This is a genomic window from Faecalibacterium prausnitzii (assembly GCF_019967995.1).
Taxonomy (GTDB): domain Bacteria; phylum Bacillota; class Clostridia; order Oscillospirales; family Ruminococcaceae; genus Faecalibacterium; species Faecalibacterium prausnitzii_E.
Window position 1 is genome coordinate 2,362,869 of sequence record NZ_CP065377.1, and the last position, 18,200, is coordinate 2,381,068.

Annotated in this window: 14 protein-coding genes and 1 other annotated feature; of the genes, 6 read left to right on the plus strand and 8 right to left on the minus strand. The window is 57.0% G+C overall.

Annotated features, from left to right (window positions below; all coding sequences use genetic code 11):
* Nucleotides 1-78: 78 nt before the first annotated feature.
* The gene (gene hisS / locus I5P96_RS11545; RefSeq protein ID WP_223382207.1) at nt 79-1,320 is read left to right on the plus strand and encodes a histidine--tRNA ligase; all 1,242 of its coding nucleotides are present in this window, start codon (nt 79-81) and stop codon (nt 1,318-1,320) included.
* 150 nt (nt 1,321-1,470) lie between these two features.
* Here the strand turns inward: hisS and I5P96_RS11550 are convergent, their stop codons facing one another.
* The 3 genes from I5P96_RS11550 to I5P96_RS11560 all read right to left on the minus strand — a co-directional run bounded on the left by I5P96_RS11550 (nt 1,471) and on the right by I5P96_RS11560 (nt 4,945).
* On the minus strand, nt 1,471-2,772 hold the full coding sequence (locus tag I5P96_RS11550) for a putative ABC transporter permease (protein WP_223382209.1): 1,302 nt from the start codon (nt 2,770-2,772) through the stop codon (nt 1,471-1,473).
* A 153-nt stretch (nt 2,773-2,925) separates the two neighbouring features.
* Entirely contained in the window at nt 2,926-4,074 is a 1,149-nt protein-coding gene (fucO, locus tag I5P96_RS11555; RefSeq protein WP_223382211.1) for a lactaldehyde reductase, read from the minus strand.
* Between the two features lie 211 nt (nt 4,075-4,285).
* A complete protein-coding gene (locus I5P96_RS11560; protein WP_118553820.1) occupies nt 4,286-4,945 on the minus strand; it encodes a GntR family transcriptional regulator in 660 nt (219 codons plus the stop codon).
* A gap of 310 nt (nt 4,946-5,255) precedes the next feature.
* On the opposite strand from I5P96_RS11560, the gene I5P96_RS11565 reads away from it, so the two are divergent.
* The gene (locus I5P96_RS11565; protein ID WP_223382213.1) at nt 5,256-5,732 is read left to right on the plus strand and encodes a Fur family transcriptional regulator; all 477 of its coding nucleotides are present in this window, start codon (nt 5,256-5,258) and stop codon (nt 5,730-5,732) included.
* 13 nt (nt 5,733-5,745) lie between these two features.
* Nucleotides 5,746-6,009, plus strand: a binding site (T-box leader).
* A gap of 105 nt (nt 6,010-6,114) precedes the next feature.
* On the plus strand, nt 6,115-7,701 hold the full coding sequence (asnB, locus tag I5P96_RS11570) for an asparagine synthase B (RefSeq protein WP_207653471.1): 1,587 nt from the start codon (nt 6,115-6,117) through the stop codon (nt 7,699-7,701).
* A gap of 152 nt (nt 7,702-7,853) precedes the next feature.
* On the opposite strand, the gene I5P96_RS11575 is transcribed toward asnB, so the two are convergent.
* The 5 genes from I5P96_RS11575 to I5P96_RS11595 form a co-directional block, all read right to left on the minus strand.
* The gene (locus tag I5P96_RS11575) at nt 7,854-8,600 is read right to left on the minus strand and encodes a CpsB/CapC family capsule biosynthesis tyrosine phosphatase (protein ID WP_223382215.1); all 747 of its coding nucleotides are present in this window, start codon (nt 8,598-8,600) and stop codon (nt 7,854-7,856) included.
* A 4-nt stretch (nt 8,601-8,604) separates the two neighbouring features.
* A complete protein-coding gene (locus I5P96_RS11580; RefSeq protein ID WP_223382217.1) occupies nt 8,605-9,336 on the minus strand; it encodes a CpsD/CapB family tyrosine-protein kinase in 732 nt (243 codons plus the stop codon).
* On the minus strand, nt 9,333-10,124 hold the full coding sequence (locus I5P96_RS11585; protein ID WP_223382219.1) for a YveK family protein: 792 nt from the start codon (nt 10,122-10,124) through the stop codon (nt 9,333-9,335). Before I5P96_RS11585 ends, I5P96_RS11580 begins: the two co-directional genes overlap by 4 nt.
* A gap of 75 nt (nt 10,125-10,199) precedes the next feature.
* On the minus strand, nt 10,200-10,829 hold the full coding sequence (locus tag I5P96_RS11590) for an LCP family protein (RefSeq protein ID WP_223382221.1): 630 nt from the start codon (nt 10,827-10,829) through the stop codon (nt 10,200-10,202).
* A 457-nt stretch (nt 10,830-11,286) separates the two neighbouring features.
* On the minus strand, nt 11,287-12,771 hold the full coding sequence (locus tag I5P96_RS11595; RefSeq protein ID WP_223382223.1) for a C69 family dipeptidase: 1,485 nt from the start codon (nt 12,769-12,771) through the stop codon (nt 11,287-11,289).
* Between the two features lie 300 nt (nt 12,772-13,071).
* Here I5P96_RS11595 and cas3 point away from each other — a divergent pair, with 300 nt between their 5' ends.
* Genes cas3 through cas8c form a run of 3 tightly spaced genes read left to right on the plus strand, consistent with a single transcriptional unit; the run spans nt 13,072 to nt 18,200 of the window.
* The gene (gene cas3, locus I5P96_RS11600; RefSeq protein WP_223382225.1) at nt 13,072-15,471 is read left to right on the plus strand and encodes a CRISPR-associated helicase Cas3'; all 2,400 of its coding nucleotides are present in this window, start codon (nt 13,072-13,074) and stop codon (nt 15,469-15,471) included.
* 18 nt (nt 15,472-15,489) lie between these two features.
* Nucleotides 15,490-16,212 (plus strand): type I-C CRISPR-associated protein Cas5c, encoded by a 723-nt coding sequence (gene cas5c / locus I5P96_RS11605; protein ID WP_223382227.1) that lies wholly within the window; start codon nt 15,490-15,492, stop codon nt 16,210-16,212.
* A complete protein-coding gene (gene cas8c, locus I5P96_RS11610; protein ID WP_223382229.1) occupies nt 16,209-18,200 on the plus strand; it encodes a type I-C CRISPR-associated protein Cas8c/Csd1 in 1,992 nt (663 codons plus the stop codon). Before cas5c ends, cas8c begins: the two co-directional genes overlap by 4 nt.

Consider the following 18,200-nt stretch of genomic DNA (forward strand, 5'->3'; position numbering starts at 1 on the left):
CCGACATGCCAATGGCTCCCCCTTTGGGGGAGCTGGCACGCGAAGCGTGACTGAGAGGGTATAGAGAGAGGATCATCCATGAAAACACAGGCATTAAAGGGTATGCGGGACCTTCTTCCCGCCGAGCAGGCCCTGCGCGACTACATTCAGGGCAAAATTCTGGAGACCTACCGCGCCTCCGGCTTCGAGCGCATCTCCACCCCCATGCTGGAGGATATGGAGAATCTGGACAAATCCGACGGCGGCGACAACCTGAACCTTATCTTCAAGGTGCTCAAGCGCGGCGATAAGCTGACCAGCGCGCTGGACTCCGGCGACCCGAAGCAGCTGTCCGACATGGGTCTGCGCTACGACCTGACCCTGCCCCTGAGCCGCTTCTATGCCGCCAACAAGGACAAGCTCCCCCACCCCTTCAAGGTCATCCAGACCGACCGCGTCTTCCGCGCGGAGCGCCCCCAGAAGGGCCGTCTGCGCGAGTTCGTCCAGTGCGACATCGACATTCTGGGCGACGAATCCCCCAACGCCGAGGTCGAGCTCATCGACGTGACGGCCCGCGCCCTGCTGCGCATCGGCTTCACCGGCTTCACGGTCAACATCAACGACCGCCGCATCCTGCGCGGGATGCTGGAGAGCATGGGTTTTGCCGCCGATACGCTGGATTCCGTCTGCATCACCTTCGACAAGATGGACAAGATCGGTGCCGAGGGCGTCAAGGCCGAGCTGACCGAAAAGCAGCTGCCGGAGAACGCCATCCAGGCACTGGCCGACTTCATCGCCGCCGGTGACGTCACGCTGGATGCCGTCGCTTCCCGCTGCGCCGACCCCGCTATCGCCGACGATCTGAAATATGTTCTCGCCACGGCCAACGCCATCGCCGACGGCCGCTTCGCTGTGGCCTACTGCCCCAGCCTCGTCCGCGGTCAGGGCTACTACACCGGCATGGTGTTTGAGATCACCTGCCCGCAGTTCAGCGGTGCCGTGGCGGGCGGCGGCCGTTACGACAACATGATCGGCAAGTTCCTGGGCACCAGGGTGCCCGCTGTCGGCTTCTCCATCGGCTTCGAGCGCGTCTGCGGCATCCTGCTGGAGCAGGGGTATCAGATCCCCGGTGCCAAGCAGAAGATCGCCCTGCTCTACGGCAAGGAGGCAGATTTCCCCGCCGTCCTCGCCAAAGCCGCCGCTCTGCGCGACAACTACGAAGTCACCATCCTGCCCCAGGGCAAGAAGCTCGGCAAACAGCTGGGTCAGCTCGAAGCTGCCGGTTTCGCCGGTGCTGCCTTCATGGACAAGGACGACGTGAAGATCTTCGCACAGCAGTAACTTTTCCTGCGACACAGAAAGCCCCCGCCGACGAACGGCGGGGGCTTTCATGTTATCGGGCAGCGGTCAGCCCATCGCGAACAACAAAACAGGAATCAGCATCGTTTTCTCCTTTTTCAAACAGCCCGGTATTTCTTGCTGTGCAGTCTCTCACCGGGCATGAGAAGAGACTTTTTTCGCATTGGGATAGATGCGCTCCATCCGGGCATTGTCAAAGTGCGCATCCAAAACCACATCGACGGGGTTCGCCGCCTCCACGCCGCTGGTGCGGGCATCGTACCGGGCCAGCGCAAGCGCTGACACCAGCATATTCACTGCCATAAAGACGGCCAGCGCCGCCGTCATCCAGGGGCGGATGCGGGATTTCAGCTTTCCCATGCACTTTGCCACCAGCGGGTAGCCGTACCGCATCCAGGTCACCGCCGCAATGCCCCAGAAGAAGCAATACAGCAGGTTGATGCGCCCGCCGAGGTTGAACTTGAAGCCGCTGTAATCCCAGAACACGGTGCCGAACAGCAGCTCGGTGACGGCGCTGCACACATACTCATACGCACCGCCGAGGATGACGCCGAACCAGAAGATGCGGCTCTCGCTCTGGTGCTCGCTGCCCCGCAGAAGGACGGCGGCCAACACCAGCGCCAGCCCCCACACCACGCTGAACGGGCCCCATACCAGGCTCGACCGACTCATCCAGACACCGGCCGTGATGCGGCAGAACAGGGTCTCCACCACATCACCGAGGAAGGCCCCCACCACGAACAGCCAGACCAGGTCGGATACGCTCATCGCCTTTTCGGCGCTGGTGGTCGGCTCCGGGCGGGCCGCTGCGGGGTAGGCCCGCTGGATGCGGCGCTCGACGCGGGCGGCGATCTTCTGCTGCAGCCGGTCGGTGCCCTTGCCCAGCTCCTGCCCCAACTGTTCCAGCCGGGGGTGTCTGGCGGCATACTGCCCCACGACCACCACCGCACCGATCTGGTCCAGCACGGCGATCGTCATGCTGACCCATACCGCGATGTGGAGCAGCAGCGGCGGCAGCCAGGCGCAGAACCGCAGCAGCAGGTCATTGCCCCAGCGGACTGCTACTGCGCCCAGCACACCCCACAAGGCAGAATATTGCAGGCAGACGTAGCCGTCCAGGTTGAACTTTTTATCGGAATAATCCCACCAGCGGCGGTGGTGCACCCGTTCCAGCAGCTTCGCCGTGATCCACTCGACCACAGTCGCGATCAGAAAACTGCCCGCGAACAGTGCGAACCAGTTGTTGCGCAGGTCGGCCAGACCCACGGCCAGCAGAACGCCCGCCGTGCCGTAGACGAAGCAGAACGGGCCGGAGGCCACACCGCGGTTGGTGAACCGGCGGCCTTTGGCGGTGGCTACGACCGTCTCCCCCACCCAGCCCAAAAACGAGTAGACCAGATAGATAACGCTGAGGGTATAGAAATTCAATTCCATCGGCTGCTGCCCTCCTGAAACAAAGTATACTCTGATTGTACCCGGTTTCGGGGCGCTTGACAAGCCCGAATCGCAAAAATGCCACCTCCGGCGCTGCGGCCGAAGATGGCATTTTGAGGTTTTGGATGTTACTGCAGGCCGGACCGGAGCGGGTTACAGCTGGCTCTTGTACAGCTCCACGATCTCTTCCACGCTGGTGTCACGCGGGTTGCCGGGGCGGCAGGCGTCGGCGTAAGCGGACTCTGCCAGGAACTGGATGTCCTCTTCCTTCAGGATGCCGTGCAGGTTGGTGGGGATGCCCACATCTGCACTCAGCTGCTTGACGGCGGCGATGGTGGCATCAGCTGCCTCGGCGTCGTTCATCTCGTCGATGCCCTGGACGCCCATGGCCTTGCCGACAGCACGGTAGCGCTCACCGGCCACGCTCTTGTTGTATTCCAGACCGACCGGCAGCAGGATGGCGCAGGCCACACCGTGCGGGGTGTCATACAGAGCGGACAGGCCGTGTGCCATGGAGTGGACGATGCCCAGACCGACGTTGGAGAAGCCCATACCGGCGATGTACTGGCCCAGAGCCATGCCCTCACGGCCTTCCGGGGTGTTCTGGACGGCACCGCGCAGGTTCTCGCTGATGAGCTTGATGGCTTCCAGATGGAACATATCGGAGATGGTGCAGTGGCCCTTGGTGATGTAGCCCTCAATGGCGTGGGTCAGAGCGTCCATACCGGTGGCAGCGGTCAGGCCCTTGGGCATGGAGGACATCATATCGGGGTCCACGACGGCGATCTCCGGGATGTCGTTGGTATCGACGCAGACGAACTTGCGCTTCTTCTCGACGTCGGTGATGACGTAGTTGATGGTGACTTCGGCCGCCGTACCGGCGGTGGTGGGCACAGCGATGGTGAAGACAGCGTGCTTCTTGGTGGGTGCGACACCTTCCAGAGAGCGGACATCCGCGAACTCCGGGTTGTTGATGATGATGCCGATAGCCTTTGCGGTGTCCATGGAAGAGCCGCCGCCGATGGTCACGATGCAGTCTGCCTCAGCAGCCTTGAAGGCCGCCACGCCGTCCTGCACATTGGCGATGGTGGGGTTGGGCTTGATCTCGCTGTACACAGCGTAGGCAAAGTTTGCCGCATCCAGCAGGTCGGTGACTTTTTTGGTCACGCCGAACTTGATGAGGTCGGGGTCGGAGCAGACGAACGCCTTCTTGTAGCCGCGGGCGGTCAGTTCGGGAACGATGTTCTCGATGGCACCGTGGCCATGGTAGGAAATGGTATTCAGTACGATACGATCAGCCATAATTACGATCCTCCAAATCATTGTACCCGTTTTCAGCCGGGTCTCTCTGCCTTTTACTTTACCACATTGTTAAAAACTATGCAATGTCAAATTCTTATGATTTTTATGAATTTTTTATACATATCCCACTGTTTCTGGACAAATATGCTGTTTTTGTGCAAAAAAGCACCCTCTCAGGCAAACTCGAATAGTTTGCCTGAGAGGGTACGTCTTACCACAGCCGGATGACCTTGATGACGCCTTCGGCCTTATCGCGGGCCAGCTCCAGATGGTGCTGCAGCGCATCGGCGGCGGTGTCCCAGTTGTCGTTCAGGGCCGCATCCAGGATGTGCAGATGCTCCTCGCAGGTCTGGTCCTGATTGATCATGCTCACCTTGCCGGTCATGATGCGGAACCGGGTGTTCAGGCCGGTGATACGGTCATAGGCCGAGCGCAGGTACTTGTTGGGCAGGCTGCTCATCAGCAGCTCGTGGAAGTCATCGTCCGACTTGCAGAAGTCGTCGATGCGGTCCGGGTGGTGCATCAGTTCCTTATAGTCTTCCAGTGCCTGCCGGGGGATCAGGTTGCCGTAATTGCGCAGCGCATACGGCTCCACCAGAAGGCGCATCTCGAACATGCTGTGCACATCGTCCTCCGTGATGCCGGAGACCATCAGGCCCTTTTTGGGCAGAATGGTGATGAGACCCTCCTGCTCCAACCGGCCCAACGCATCCCGCATGGGGGTGCGGCTGATATTGCCCATCTCCGCACAGAGCTTCTGCTCGTTGAGAAACTCATTGGGACGGTACTCACAGTTCAGGATCTTTGTTTTCAGGTACTGGTAGGCCTGGAGCTTCAAGCTCTGCTTTGCCTGCTGTTCCATCTCTTTCATCTTTCCAATCTCCTAACCGAACAGATCATTTCATTCCGATGTTCGTCTCAAACAACGCAAAGCCGCCCAAAAGGCAGCTTGTATCCCTGAAATAATCCAACTCATCTCATACGAATATTATCACACAACTTGTCAATCTTTACAAGAGTTTTTCCAAAAGATTGGGAGCTTTTCCGTTTTGCACAGATATTCTGCCGTATTTTCTCGCATTATTCACAAAGTTTTTTGTGCTTGTCACCAACTCTCCCATCTTGTTTTGCATCGAAGGATAAATTGTGGTACACTTGATGCAGAAAGGAAGGCGGATATCATGGCAGGTCGCGGCGGATACAACACCAAAACCCGGCAGCTCATCCTGGATTACCTCATCAACAACCGGCAGCACGCGGTCAGTGCGTCGAATATTCTGGAACATCTGGAGGCCGAGGGCGCCAGCCCCAACCCCACCACCGTCTACCGGTATCTCGACAAGTTGGCGGGCGAACAGCGCATCATGAAATACGTCGCCGACAAGGGCGAAAAAGCTGTGTTCCAATATGTGGACGAAGGGCGGCACTGCCGGGAGCATCTGCACCTCAAATGTGTGCAGTGCGGGCGGATCTATCACCTGGACTGCCACTTCATGGACGAGGTGCGCGCCCATCTGATGGCCGAACACGGCTTTACGCTCCAGTGCGAGGGAAGCGTTTTGTACGGACTTTGCCGCCGCTGTGCGCAGCAAAATGAGCAGGCTGAACAAACCGCAGAAAATTCAAATTCGGATGTTGACACGGACAAAAAGCCGTGATACAATTCAGGCAAGAAAAGCGTTGACCGGGAAAAGTAAGGTCCAACCGCTCTTTTTCAGAGAGCGCGGGCAGGTGTGAGCCGCGCAGAGAGCCGGACCCGAACGAACCCCCGTGAGCTTCCCCCTGAACCCGCGCAAGGCGGCAAGTAGGGGCAGACGTGCGCCGCTCGTTATCGCGGCAGTGCTTTCAACGGGGAGAGCGCACAAAAGTGACTGACATGCCCAGCGTGTCGGTAATTTAGGTGGCACCACGGATACGGCAGCATTCGTCCTAGCAAAGTGGGATGAAGGCTGCCGTATTTTTTTATTTGAGACCGCTCCGATCCGGAGAGGCGGCATTGCAAAGCAATGACGGAGCGGTCACTTGAGAGGGGTAAGAACTATGTGTTGTGTAATGGGTTACACCGGGCACGATCTGAGTGCCGCCAAGTTCAAGGATTATCTGCTGCGCACCGTGATGCGCGGCCCGGACGACCAGCGGGTCGTGGAAGGGCCGTTCGGCCTGATGGGCTTTGGCCGGCTGGCCATCATGGGCCTGACGCCCGAAGGCATGCAGCCGTTCTACCGCGGAGCCGACTGTGTGGTCTGCAACGGCGAGCTGTACGGCTTCCGCTTTGAAAAAGAGATTTTGAAGCGCCGGGGCTACAAGTTCCAGTCCGACTGCGACTGTGAGATCCTGCTGCCGCTTTATTATGAGTACGGCCTCGACATGTTCCGCCATCTGGACGCTGAGTTCGCCCTCATCCTCTACGATTCCCGCAAGGACCGCCTCATCGCAGCCCGCGACCCCATCGGCATCCGCCCGCTGTTCTACGGCTACTCCAAGTCCAGCCACCAGATCGCATTCGCGTCCGAGATGCAGAACCTCATCGGCTGGTGCGACGACATCCGGCCCTTCCCCATTGGCAGCTACTACTGCGACGGCCGCTTCGTCCGCTATGAGGACATCGCCGATGTGCCCGCCCCCATGGAAGACGACATGGAGACCACCTTGACCAACATCCGCGAAAAGCTCATCGCCGGTGTGGAAAAGCGTCTGGACGCCGACGCACCGGTCGGCTTCCTGCTTTCGGGCGGTCTGGACTCCTCGCTGGTCTGCTCCATCGCAGCCAAAAAGCTGGGCAAGCCCATCCGCACCTTTGCCATCGGCATGGACACCGACGCCATCGACCTGAAGTATGCCCGTCAGACCGCTGACTATCTGGGCAGCGAGCATCACGAGGTCATCATCAACCGGGAGATGGTCCTCCAGAGCCTGGAAGAGGTCATCCGCCTGCTGGGCACCTGGGACATCACCACCATCCGCGCCAGCATGGGCATGTACCTGCTGTGCAAGGCCATCCACGAGCAGACCGATGTCCGTGTCCTGCTGACGGGCGAGATCTCCGATGAGCTGTTCGGCTACAAGTACACCGACTATGCCCCCACCGCCGACGCCTTCCAGCAGGAGAGCCAGAAGCGCATCCGCGAGCTTTATATGTACGATGTCCTCCGCGCCGACCGCTGCATCTCCTCCAACAGCATTGAGGCCCGTGTGCCCTTCGGCGACCTGGACTTCGTCCGCTACGTGATGGCCATTGACCCCGAAAAGAAGCTGAACAGCTACGGCAAGGGCAAGTACCTGCTGCGCAAAGCCTTCGAGGGCGACTGGCTGCCGCCGGAGATCCTGTGGCGTGAAAAGGCCGCCTTCTCCGATGCCGTAGGCCACAGCATGGTGGACGACATCAAGGAGTATACCGAGAGCCTTTACACCGACGAGGAGTTCCAGCTCCGCCGGGCAAACTATTCGGCCCACTGCATGCCGTTCACCAAGGAGAGCCTGTTCTACCGCGAGATCTTCGAGAAATACTACCACGACCAGAGTCGCACCATCGTCGATTTCTGGATGCCCAACAAGGCATGGCCCGGCTGCAACGTCAACGACCCCTCCGCCCGTGTGCTGGCAAACTACGGCGCATCGGGGGTGTGATTTTTTATTTTTGCTCTAGATGCAACAAAACAGCGGCCACTTTCCAATTTGGAAAACTGCCGCTGTTTTGCTTTTTCTGCGTCTTGCACACCCGCCCCCAACATGCTACGCACTTTGCAGAAGGAAGCGGTCCCCAGCACTTTGCTGGAACGTCAAGTCGCTTTTTGTTGTGCTAAGGCGTCCCGGAATTCCTTCCATAGGCCGCTGCGCCCGGTCAAACGGTCCGCTGTTTCCTCGCCGAAGGTGAGTTTCAGCTTTTGATAGGCTTCCCGCAGATTGACCGGCCGGGACGTGGTGTTATGTGCATCCGATGCTACCACATCAATGACACCGCTGCTCAGCCAGCGTTCCACCCGCCGCCGCTTCCAGAAGCTGCCCGGCTCCAGCACCGTGGAACCGTTCATCTGGCAGGCCACAGGATACCGGGCCTTCAGCTTTTCCAGCAGGCCCCGCGATTCCAGGCAGCGGTAGCGCTCCACATGGGCCATCAGAATGGAGTAGCCGCACACAGCCACTTCTTCCAGCCCGTTTTCCAGCTCTTTGGCGGAAGTCTGCGGTAAAAACTCCATCAGCACCCAGTCCGTACCGGCCAGCGTGGGCAGGCCGTTTTCTCTGGCCGCATCCCGCAGCATGGGGTTGTACAGCAGCTCCGCACCGGGGTACAGCCGCAATCCATACCCCTGCTGTTGACAATAGGCCTGCGCTGCATCCAGGTGGCGCTGGTAGCGCTCCTGTGGAAAGGCCTCCAGGCCCGGTGTCGCGTGGGTGGTGGCCACCAATGTGGTGATGCCGTTGGCAACAGCTGCGTCCAGCATCGCCCGCATCTGTTCTTCCGTGCGGGCTCCATCGTCCACTCCATAGACCACATGCGTATGCAGATCTAAAAACTGTTCTGTCATGGGTTCAGCTCTTCTTTTCTTCTGCCTCTTTTTCGTAGGCCTTGTAATAACTGGAATAATGCGATTTGTAATAATACTTCTTGTTGGCAAAGCCCTCGTAATCCACCTGATTGAGGATGGTGCCGAGGATGGGGCAGCCCGTTTGTTCCAACTGGTTTTTGGCGTCGATCAGCTCCTGCCGGTGGACCTGATTGTAGCTCACCACCAGCAGAATGCCATCGCAGACCTTGGCGATCTCCGCAGCATCAATGACCACGCCCACCGGAGCCGCATCCACGATCACGTAATCGTACTGCTCTGCCAGTCCATCCAGCAGGTTCTGAAACCGCTTAGAGCTCAGCAGCGGGATGGGATTCAGCAGTTCGTGGCCCATAGGGATAAAGTCCATGCCCGGAACGTTGGTGTGGAACAGGACTTCCTCCTTTTCGGCAATGCCGGCCAGATAGTGAGACAGGCCCTGCTTTTTGGAACCCGGCGCAAACTGCACCCCATAAACAGTGGTGATCATGCTCCGCCGCAGGTCCGTATCCACCAGGACCACCCGCTTGCCTCGCTCTGCCAGCTTCCGGCACAGCGTAATGCTGGTAAAGCTCTTGCCCTCGGATGCGTGGGAACTGGTAAGCATGATCTTTTTGATATCCCGACCCAAAAAGGAGACATTGGTGGAAAGGGTGTTGAAGGCCTCATTGACCGGGTAGCTCAACTGGGGAAGTTTTCGAAATTCAAGTCTGTTCACAGCGTTTTCCCTTCCGGCAGCTTCAGGCCGATCTGCTTGTCTGCCCTCTGGTGTTTTGGCTCATCGCCCTTTTCCAGCGGGATCACCGCCATCGTCACCAGGCCGGTGTATTTCTTGATGTCCTCCGTCGTCTTGTAGGTATCGTCCAGCAATGTCATCACAACAACGACACCCGCACTGACCACAAAGCCCAGCAATGCTCCCAGCAGGATGCTTTTGGTTTTGTTCGGGCTGACCGGCTCCGTCGGAACCAGTGCTGTGGACATGATAGAGATCTTGTCCGTTGCCATCTTTTTGGCAATGTAGTCCTGCACCACGGTAACATACTCATTGGCGATGTCTGCTGCTTCCTGCGCAGACTCCGACGTCACGGTGATCTCCACCATCCGGGTGTTGGAGGCATTGGTCACAGAGAGCATCTTATCCAGCTGGCTGTAGGTATAGGGCAGGTCCAGGTTGGAGATCACCTTCTCCTGCACCTCCCACATATGAAAGACTTGGATATAGTCATCGGTCAGGGCCGTGCCGATCTGGAGATCGGAGATGTTGATGTCCGAGTCTTTCTGGCTGATGACGTAAATGGTAGACGACGCCTGATACTTGGGCGTCACAAAAAACAGCACCCCAATGGCTGCGATCAGGGCGCAGGCCACGGTTGCTGCTGCAAGCTGCTTCCATTTACTCAGCAGCGCATAAAACAGCTCCAGGAGGTCAATGGTCTCCTCGTCTCCATTGCCGGGCTGGGGCGAATTCACCTTATTGGGGGGTGGCATTTGGTATTCTGACATAGTTTTGTTCTCCCTTTGATTTATTCTGAAGCAGAAAGAAAGCAGTGGCAGCAAATGCCACTGCCTTCTGTAAACCTACAAAAGGTACTTTCTCAAACTCAGACCTTTGCAGTCTTCTTGGTCGCGACCACGGAACGCCTCCTGGCGTTCCATGCGGCTGGCGTTGGTCCCATCTCCGACCGTCATCCGGCTGCGGACAAAGGTCTCGGCCTGGTCCCCATGCAGCGTCAGGGTCGTGCCCTTGGCCATTGCAGGGTCTATGGAGGAGAAATCATCCTCCAATGTCACGGTGACACCGCCTGCCAGATCGTTCAGCTCCGAGATGCCATCCATGTTCATGGCCACGTAAAAATCAATGGATTCTCCCAGCAGAAGACCTTCCACTGCCTCACGGGCATACTCGCAACTTTCCTCCTTGCCATCGCCGAAGCCATGCGCAAGGCTGATCTGCATCTCTTTGGTGCCGATGGGGCTGCCAAGGTAGCCCAGCACGGTGCATTCTGTCATGGTATCCCGGTCGATTTTCAACTGACGGATGACCTGGCGTTCCGGATCGATGACGATCAGCCGCTGGAAATCTCCCTGGCCGCCCTGGTAAGCGCCCTCGCTCTCCACAGCACTGTCATGGTCCACGCCCATCACAAGGATGGAGGTCAGCCCCTCCCGGCGCTGGTATGTGACGCCGTTGTATTCCTGCGTTTCCACCGCTTCCGTCTGGGTCAGATCCCCGCGTACTCCTTCAACGCTCCTGGTCTCCAGCCAGCGTCCCCCTGCATACAGGATCACACCCAGCAGAAGGATGCCTGCCGCAATGACCAGGATCAGCCACTTTGCTTTTCCTGCCTAGTCATACCGTTTCAAAAAGTTTTTCCCCTCCTCAGGGTACAATGACATCCGAGGTATAAAGCCTCTCTCATAAGATACCATCTTTTATAGCCGTCTGTCAATGTTTTCCTCCATGTTTTTTCATTTTTATCCCCCCCCCCCGCGAAAATATGAAACGCATACAAAAATTATTTTCTTTATGATTTATATCCATCATTATGAGTTTTTTTGCATCGGGAGATCCCTATGAAATACTGTTTCTGGCACAACAAAGGAGCGCCCCCGCACGAAGTAGCTTCTGTGCGGAGACGCTCCTTGTTATTACCTTATTTGTTGCTCAGGCATCCGAGCGGGAGAAGGCATTCTTCATATTGCAGCTCAGTTCAAAGAGGACCTTGTTCAGCGTATCGGCGGCGCGGGCCTTCAGCTCTCTGGCGATGGCCTCGTTGGCCTCCGTGCGCAGGGCGGCACGGCGGGCCGGGTCGGCCTCCTGGGCCTGTTTTTCATCGTAGGCGTTCAACAGAGCGCGTGTGGCGGAGAGGACGCCTTCCTCGTAGCGCTCGATATGGAAGATGGACTTGCCGTAAGCGGCATCGGCCATGGCGGCGATCATCCGGCTGACCCAGTAAAAGCTCTCGGTGGAGACTTCGCCAGTGGTGCAGGCGAGGTAGGCCGGGGTGGTGTCCACATTGGCATAGAACGGCACCATCGTATTGAAGGCATTGGACGCATAGGCGATCCACTCCACCGTGCGGAACTCCTCCGGCAGATCCGGGCGCATCTGGGTCAGCGCCATGAAGCTGTTGCGGTTGATGCCGATCGTACGGTAGGCACCCTTGCTCTTCGGGTCGCCATAGGCGGCATACGGGTCATACGGTGTGCCCTGATAGTGCGAAGACAGCAGGTATTTCACGTCTTCCGGTGTGATCTTCCGCTCCGGGACCATGCACCAGGGCAGGTCGTCCGAATGCGGAGTATAGTCTGCATCGGGGCCTTCCCAGACCCAGGTGTTGGGGTTCAGATGCCGCAGCATGAACCAGGCGCGCGGTGTGTTATACACATGGTCAGCATCGTCGTGGCTGCCGAAGGCATCGCGCGGGTTGAAGCTGCCGTCCAGCGAGAGGTCAAGGTGGTGCTTGTCCACAAAGGCCTTCAGGTCATCCGAACACATGTAGTTTTCCTGTGCGCCGCAGGCGTCGGCAAAGTCGAAGCTGTCGATGCCGAGCTGGTTGGGCATCACGACATAGCTGTCGTCCGGCACACGGCGGGCCATCCAGTGGTGGCCGCCGATGGTCTCCAGCCACCAGATCTCGTTCACATCCTGAAACGCGATGCCGTTCATCTCATAGGTGCCGTACGTCCGGAGCAGCTCGCCCAGGCGCACCACGCCCTCGCGGGCCGTGCGGATATAGGGCAGCACGAGGCAGACGATGTCCTCCTCGCCGATGCCGCCGGGCACCTCCGGCCGTTCCCCTTTGGCGGGCTGGTACACCACCAGCGGGTCTGCACCCAGAACGCGCGGGTTGGACGTGATGGTCTCGGTGGCCGTCATGCCCACATGAGCCGCATTGACACCCGCTGCCGCCCAGATGCCCTCGCCTTCCACCGCGTTGGGCATGGCCGTCATCCGCAGCGCATGGCCGGGCAGCGGCACCTCCACATGGGAGATCACCGACCGATAGACGGCCGGGTGCTCCTCCGGCTGCACGACCACGAACTTTTTGGCCGTGAAATGCCCCGAACCCGAATCGTCGTTGCGGGCGACCATGGTGGAGCCATCGTATGATGCGTTTTTGCCGACTAAGATTGTAGTACAAGCCATTGTTCTGTCCTCCGAAATTGTTTCCTTATCTTTTCGGTTTGCCGAGGCTATTGTAAGCCTTTTTGGGGGAAAAGGCAAGATTTTTTGAGAAGGGAGCGTGGAAGTACGATTTATGGGATATCATGGAATGTATTATGAATGCAGGCCACAAGATTTCCCTCCCACATCGTCAATCAGACGGTTTTTCCTGCGTAAAATTAGGCACCTTGCCAAAATCCTTTTCTGTTGTTTGTATTGGATTGACACCGTTCGCACCACGTTCTATCATTATGGTAAAATCATCCAAAGGAGGAATGTCGGATGAAACGTCCTCTCATTGCCCATCAGACACCCGACAGAACACGCACCCAGCTTCTGGAAACACACAGTCGCAACGTCGGTGAACGCTGCGGTGCTGCCTGTCAGCAGATCGGCCTGGAACATCTTGGCCGCCTGACCGGACTTCTGCACGATCTCGGAAAAGCTGCTCACGAGGTTCAAGACTATCTTTATGGAGCCCCGATCGTCGGAAAACTCAATCATTCCAGTGCCGGGATGCGGTGGGTCTGGGAAGCCTTTGGAAAAAACGAAACACGGAAAAGTTACCGCCTGGCTGCACAGTTTGCCGCCATCGCCATCGGCTGCCATCACGGCACACGATGCGATATTTTCGACCCGGAAGACGGCAGCGAACCCTGGCTGGAACGAATGTATTCCGAGAAAGCAGACCCATTTTACGCCCAGAGCTGTGAAACATTTTTCACCGAGTGCATCCCACAGGAGGAGATTGAGCAGGAAATAGCGCTTGCCGCAAAGGAGATCGCGTCTCTTTGGAACGAACTCCTGCAAATCGGTGACAACCGCTCCAACAGCGTTTCGTTTCAGATGATGCTCGGTCTTGTTCAGCGCTATCTATTTGGTGCATTGGTCGATGCCGATTGGACCGACACCGCCCATTTTGAGGAAAACACGCCTTTGCCATCCGCTGAGGCAACCGACTGGCCCGCACTGGCGAACACCGTGGAGCACTTTCTTGCGGACCTGAAGCAAACCCGCACGATCGACTTTCTGCGGCAGGAAATCTCCGACCAGTGTCGTTCTGCCGGGCAGAACGCCGCTCCCGGCATTTACCGGCTCTATGTTCCCACCGGAGGCGGTAAAACTTACTCCGGCCTCCGTTTCTGTATTCACGCAGCAGAGCACACCCATGCCAGCCGGATCTTCTATTTTGCACCCTATCGCTCAATCATCGGGCAGAACACCGGGCATTTCCGGAAGGCGCTCGGCAATTCCGCTCTTGTTCTGGAACATCACGCGGACGCCATCCAGGACGAGACTCTGCAGGAATCCATTCTGGCACAAACGCAGAATTGGCAGGGTGTGCCCCTCATTGCAACGACCATGGTTCAATTTCTCAACACCCTGTTCGCTGCGCCTCGCCGCAACGCCCGCAGAATGCCCTCACTGGCCAACGCTGTCTTGCTTTTCGATGAGATCCAGTCGCTTCCATTGCAACACATCTACTTATTCAATATTGCACTCAACCTGCTTTCGCAGGCGATGGGCTGCACGATCGTCCTCTGCACCGCCACGCAGCCTCCTCTGGAGCAACTTGCTTATCCACTTTTGTTTTCTACTCCCAAGGACATCGTTCCAGATTATGCAAAACGCTTTGAGCAATTCAAGCGAACCGAAATCGTCCCCATTCTCGACCATTACGGTTTTTCTGCTGAATCACTGGCCGATTTTGCCTTGGACAAGCTCCAAACCAATGATTCTCTGCTCGTGATCCTCAACACCCGCCGGATGGTCGAAGCCGTATTCGATCATCTAAAACCGCTTCTGGGTTCGGATGTTCAGCTTTTCTGCCTTACTACACATCTTTGCCCGCAGCACCGCATGGATGTGATCGACGCCATCAAAGCCCATCTGGATCCACCACACCCGGCACAAAAGCTGATCTGTGTCAGCACTCAACTCATTGAAGCAGGTGTAGATCTGAGCTTTGACTGCGTCATTCGCGGCATGGCCGGCCTGCCCAGCGTCGCACAGGCCGCCGGACGCTGCAATCGTCACGGTAAAACGTCCTGCCGCCCGGTCTATCTGCTCCCCTGCGCACAGAACGAAGAACATCTGGACTCCCTGCCGGATCTGGATGAGGGGCGTCGTTCCACAGAACGTCTGCTTTCCAGCCTGCCTGCTCATACAGACCTGCTCTCTCCAGCCTCCATTCAGGCCTACTACGATGCCTATTATTCAGAAGGTCGTCAGAAGAACCAGATGCTTGCCCCGACCGGGCAGGACGGACAGACGCTCCTCGACCTTCTGAGCGACAACAGATCCGGTGTCAAATCATATCGGGAAACCCACCGTTCGGCACCGCCGCTTTCTCCCGTTTCGCTTTTCCAGGCATTCGATACGGCCGAATCGCAATTTCATGCACTGGAAAGCGACACCGTTTCTGTCATCGTACCGTACCAGGAGCAGGGGCAAAAGCTTGTCTCCGCCTTTTTGGCCACCGAACACCCCACCTCCGAACTGTTCCGTGCGGCACAGCATTATACCGTAGAGCTCAACAGCAGCGAGTTCCGACGCCTTGACCAAGCCCATGCGATCCTACCCGGAGCAAAAGGAGCCGTCTATCTTTTGCAATCCAATTGTTATGACTCCATCAAGGGCATCCAGACCGAGCCCTCTGCACCGGAGGTTCTGATCTTCTGATAAAAAGGAGGAATTTCTTTGCAATATCCCAACACCATCACTCTGCTTGTATCCGGACGCTATGCACTTTTCAGTGACCCCATTACCCGCGTGGGCGGCGAGAAGTGCAGTTACCCCGTCCCGACGTACCAAGCGCTCAAAGGCATTCTGGAAAGCATCTATTGGAAGCCCACATTTATTTGGGTCCCTACCGATGTCCGCATCCTGAACCGGATCGAAACGCAGTCCAAGGGCATCCGCCCCATCAACTACAGCAACGGCAAAAACGACCTTTCCATCTATACGTATCTGTCCGATGTTGCCTATCAGGTGCGTGCCCACTTTGAGTGGAACGAGCACCGCCCGGACCTTGCGCAGGACCGGAACGAAAACAAGCACTACGCCATCGCCAAGCGAATGCTGGAACGCGGCGGGCGGCGGGACATCTTTCTCGGCACACGAGAATGTCAGGGTTACGTAGAACCCTGCACCTTTGGCGAGGGCCCCGGTGCTTACGACAACACTCCCTCTGTTCCGCTTGGCCTGATGCTGCATGGTCTGACCTACGCAGACGAGACCACCACTGGCACCATGCAGGAGCGTTTCTGGTATCCGGTGATGGAAAACGGCATCATCCACTTCTGCCGCCCGGAAGAGTGCCCCGTCGTCCGCGATATCCGGAAGCAGTCGGCCAAGCATTTCATCCTGAACGAAACGCTCCAAAGCTGCGATGATCTTTATCAGGAGGTGTTCTCCGAATGAGCTGGCTGGAACGCTGTTATCAGACCTATGAGTACATCCGCCGGGCAGAACCTGACCTCATCGGCAGGCAGGAACCCAATCGTGCCACCCTCCTGCCCGTCGGTCACACCACCCAGCAGGCACAGATTCAGGTAGAGCTCGACCTCGACGGCAATTTTCTGAACGCTTTTGTCCTGCGCAAAAAGAACAAAGAGAAGGGGTCCAAAAAGGAGGATGAACAAACCACAATCATCCCCTGCACCGAAGAATCCCTTGCTCGTACCACAAACATTGCGCCACATCCCTTGGCAGATAAGCTTCAATACGTTGCTTCCAACTATAAAGACTTCGGTGGTCCTAAAAGGGCCGGCTGGGACGCGTATCATGCCCAACTTGTTCAATGGTGTAATTCACCTTTTGCGCATCCACTGGTCCGTGCTGTTTTAACCTATCTTGAAAAAGGCACGCTCATTCAAGATTTAATTCATTATAACGCTCTTTTTACAGACGATTCAGGTCTTCTCCCCCAGACAGACGATAACCCCAATGATTCCAAACATCCCATCAGTTCGCTTATCAGTGATCAAACGGAAGCTTTTGTTCGATTTCGCGTGAATGGCATCGACCTTTCAAATGACAAAGAGATCTGGGATTCGTTTTTATCATTTTATGAGCCAACCATCACTTCAAGAGATTACTGCACAGTTCTTGGTGAAAAAACTGCTATTTCGTATCTCAGTCCTAAGAAAATCCGTAATGATGGCGACGGAACCAAGCTGATTTCGCACAATGCGGACAAAGGGTTCAATTACACTTTCCGTGGTCGCTTTCATAATACGCAGCAGGCGCTTTCGATCGGCTATCGCACCACACAGGAAGCCCACAGTGCACTGCGCTGGCTCATCAGCCGTCAGGGCACAAATCTTGGTGATGAATCCATCCTGGTCTGGGGCACACAGGATGAACCGGTTCCCTCGCTTTGCGATGATACCTATGATCTTGCGCAGAATGCCCCCGCTGATGATCTCGATGACATGGAGATTCCAGAATTTGCTTTGATGCCCTCACAGGAAGCTTCCACCGCCGAGACCATTGCGCGGCAGTTCAATCGGGCGATCCATGGATACCGCTTGAAGCTGACCGACACCTCCCAGCTTTCCGTTCTGATCCTGGACTCTCCTTCTGGTGCCAAAGGCCGCCTTTCGGTCCGGTATTATCAGGAACTCAGCGGCTCCCGGCTGCTGGAAAATATCGTTGACTGGCACAAGACCTTTGTGTGGCTTTTGGAATACCGCTCCCGCCCCGCACCGGCACAGCCCGGAACGAAACCCAAGCAGGAACATTTTTCGTTTGTCGGAGCACCCGCTCCGGAGGACATCGCGAAAGCTGCTTACGGAGAAAAGGTCGATCAGAAACTCAAGCAACAGACTTTGGAGCGCCTTGTTCCCTGTCTGGTAGAACGAAAGCCGCTGCCTTATGACCTTGTGCGAAGCGCTGTACGCCGTGCTACGGCAGGTGTCACGCTGGAGCCCTGGGAAGCCCGCAAGACCCGCAGCATCGCCTGTGCGCTGATCTGCGGTTATTACAACCGATCGAAAGGAGAATCTTATTCTATGGCATTGGATGAAACCTGCCGCGACCGCAGCTATCTGTTCGGCCGCATCCTCGCCTGCGCAGAGCAGGTCGAACGCTATGCACAAAACCTGACCACCGATGAAAAACGTACAACGAATGCCGAACGGGCACAGGTCATGTTCGTACAGCGACCCGCCAAAACGACCGTTCTGCTGCAAAACAAGCTCACGCCCTATCTGAGCCGCATCCAGTCCAAAAACGGCAGCCGACGCCGTTATCAGCTCATGCTGGATCTGATCGATCAGCTCGGTGAAGAAAACTTCACCAACAAACCCTTGAGCGAACTTTATCTCCTTGGCTATTCCAGCCAGCTGATGGCCTTCCGCCGTGAAAACGAAGAATCGAAAAAGAATTCCAATCCGAGTGAAGAATAA

Coding starts and splice junctions, on each gene's coding strand:
- hisS (WP_223382207.1), top strand. CDS start 79: ATGAAAACACAGGCATTAAAGGGTATGCGGGACCTTCTTCCCGCCGAG.
- I5P96_RS11550 (WP_223382209.1), bottom strand. CDS start 2,772: ATGGAATTGAATTTCTATACCCTCAGCGTTATCTATCTGGTCTACTCG.
- I5P96_RS11585 (WP_223382219.1), bottom strand. CDS start 10,124: ATGTCAGAATACCAAATGCCACCCCCCAATAAGGTGAATTCGCCCCAG.
- fucO (WP_223382211.1), bottom strand. CDS start 4,074: ATGGCTGATCGTATCGTACTGAATACCATTTCCTACCATGGCCACGGT.
- cas8c (WP_223382229.1), top strand. CDS start 16,209: ATGAGCTGGCTGGAACGCTGTTATCAGACCTATGAGTACATCCGCCGG.
- cas3 (WP_223382225.1), top strand. CDS start 13,072: ATGAAACGTCCTCTCATTGCCCATCAGACACCCGACAGAACACGCACC.
- I5P96_RS11565 (WP_223382213.1), top strand. CDS start 5,256: ATGGCAGGTCGCGGCGGATACAACACCAAAACCCGGCAGCTCATCCTG.
- I5P96_RS11560 (WP_118553820.1), bottom strand. CDS start 4,945: ATGAAAGAGATGGAACAGCAGGCAAAGCAGAGCTTGAAGCTCCAGGCC.
- I5P96_RS11595 (WP_223382223.1), bottom strand. CDS start 12,771: ATGGCTTGTACTACAATCTTAGTCGGCAAAAACGCATCATACGATGGC.
- asnB (WP_207653471.1), top strand. CDS start 6,115: ATGTGTTGTGTAATGGGTTACACCGGGCACGATCTGAGTGCCGCCAAG.
- I5P96_RS11575 (WP_223382215.1), bottom strand. CDS start 8,600: ATGACAGAACAGTTTTTAGATCTGCATACGCATGTGGTCTATGGAGTG.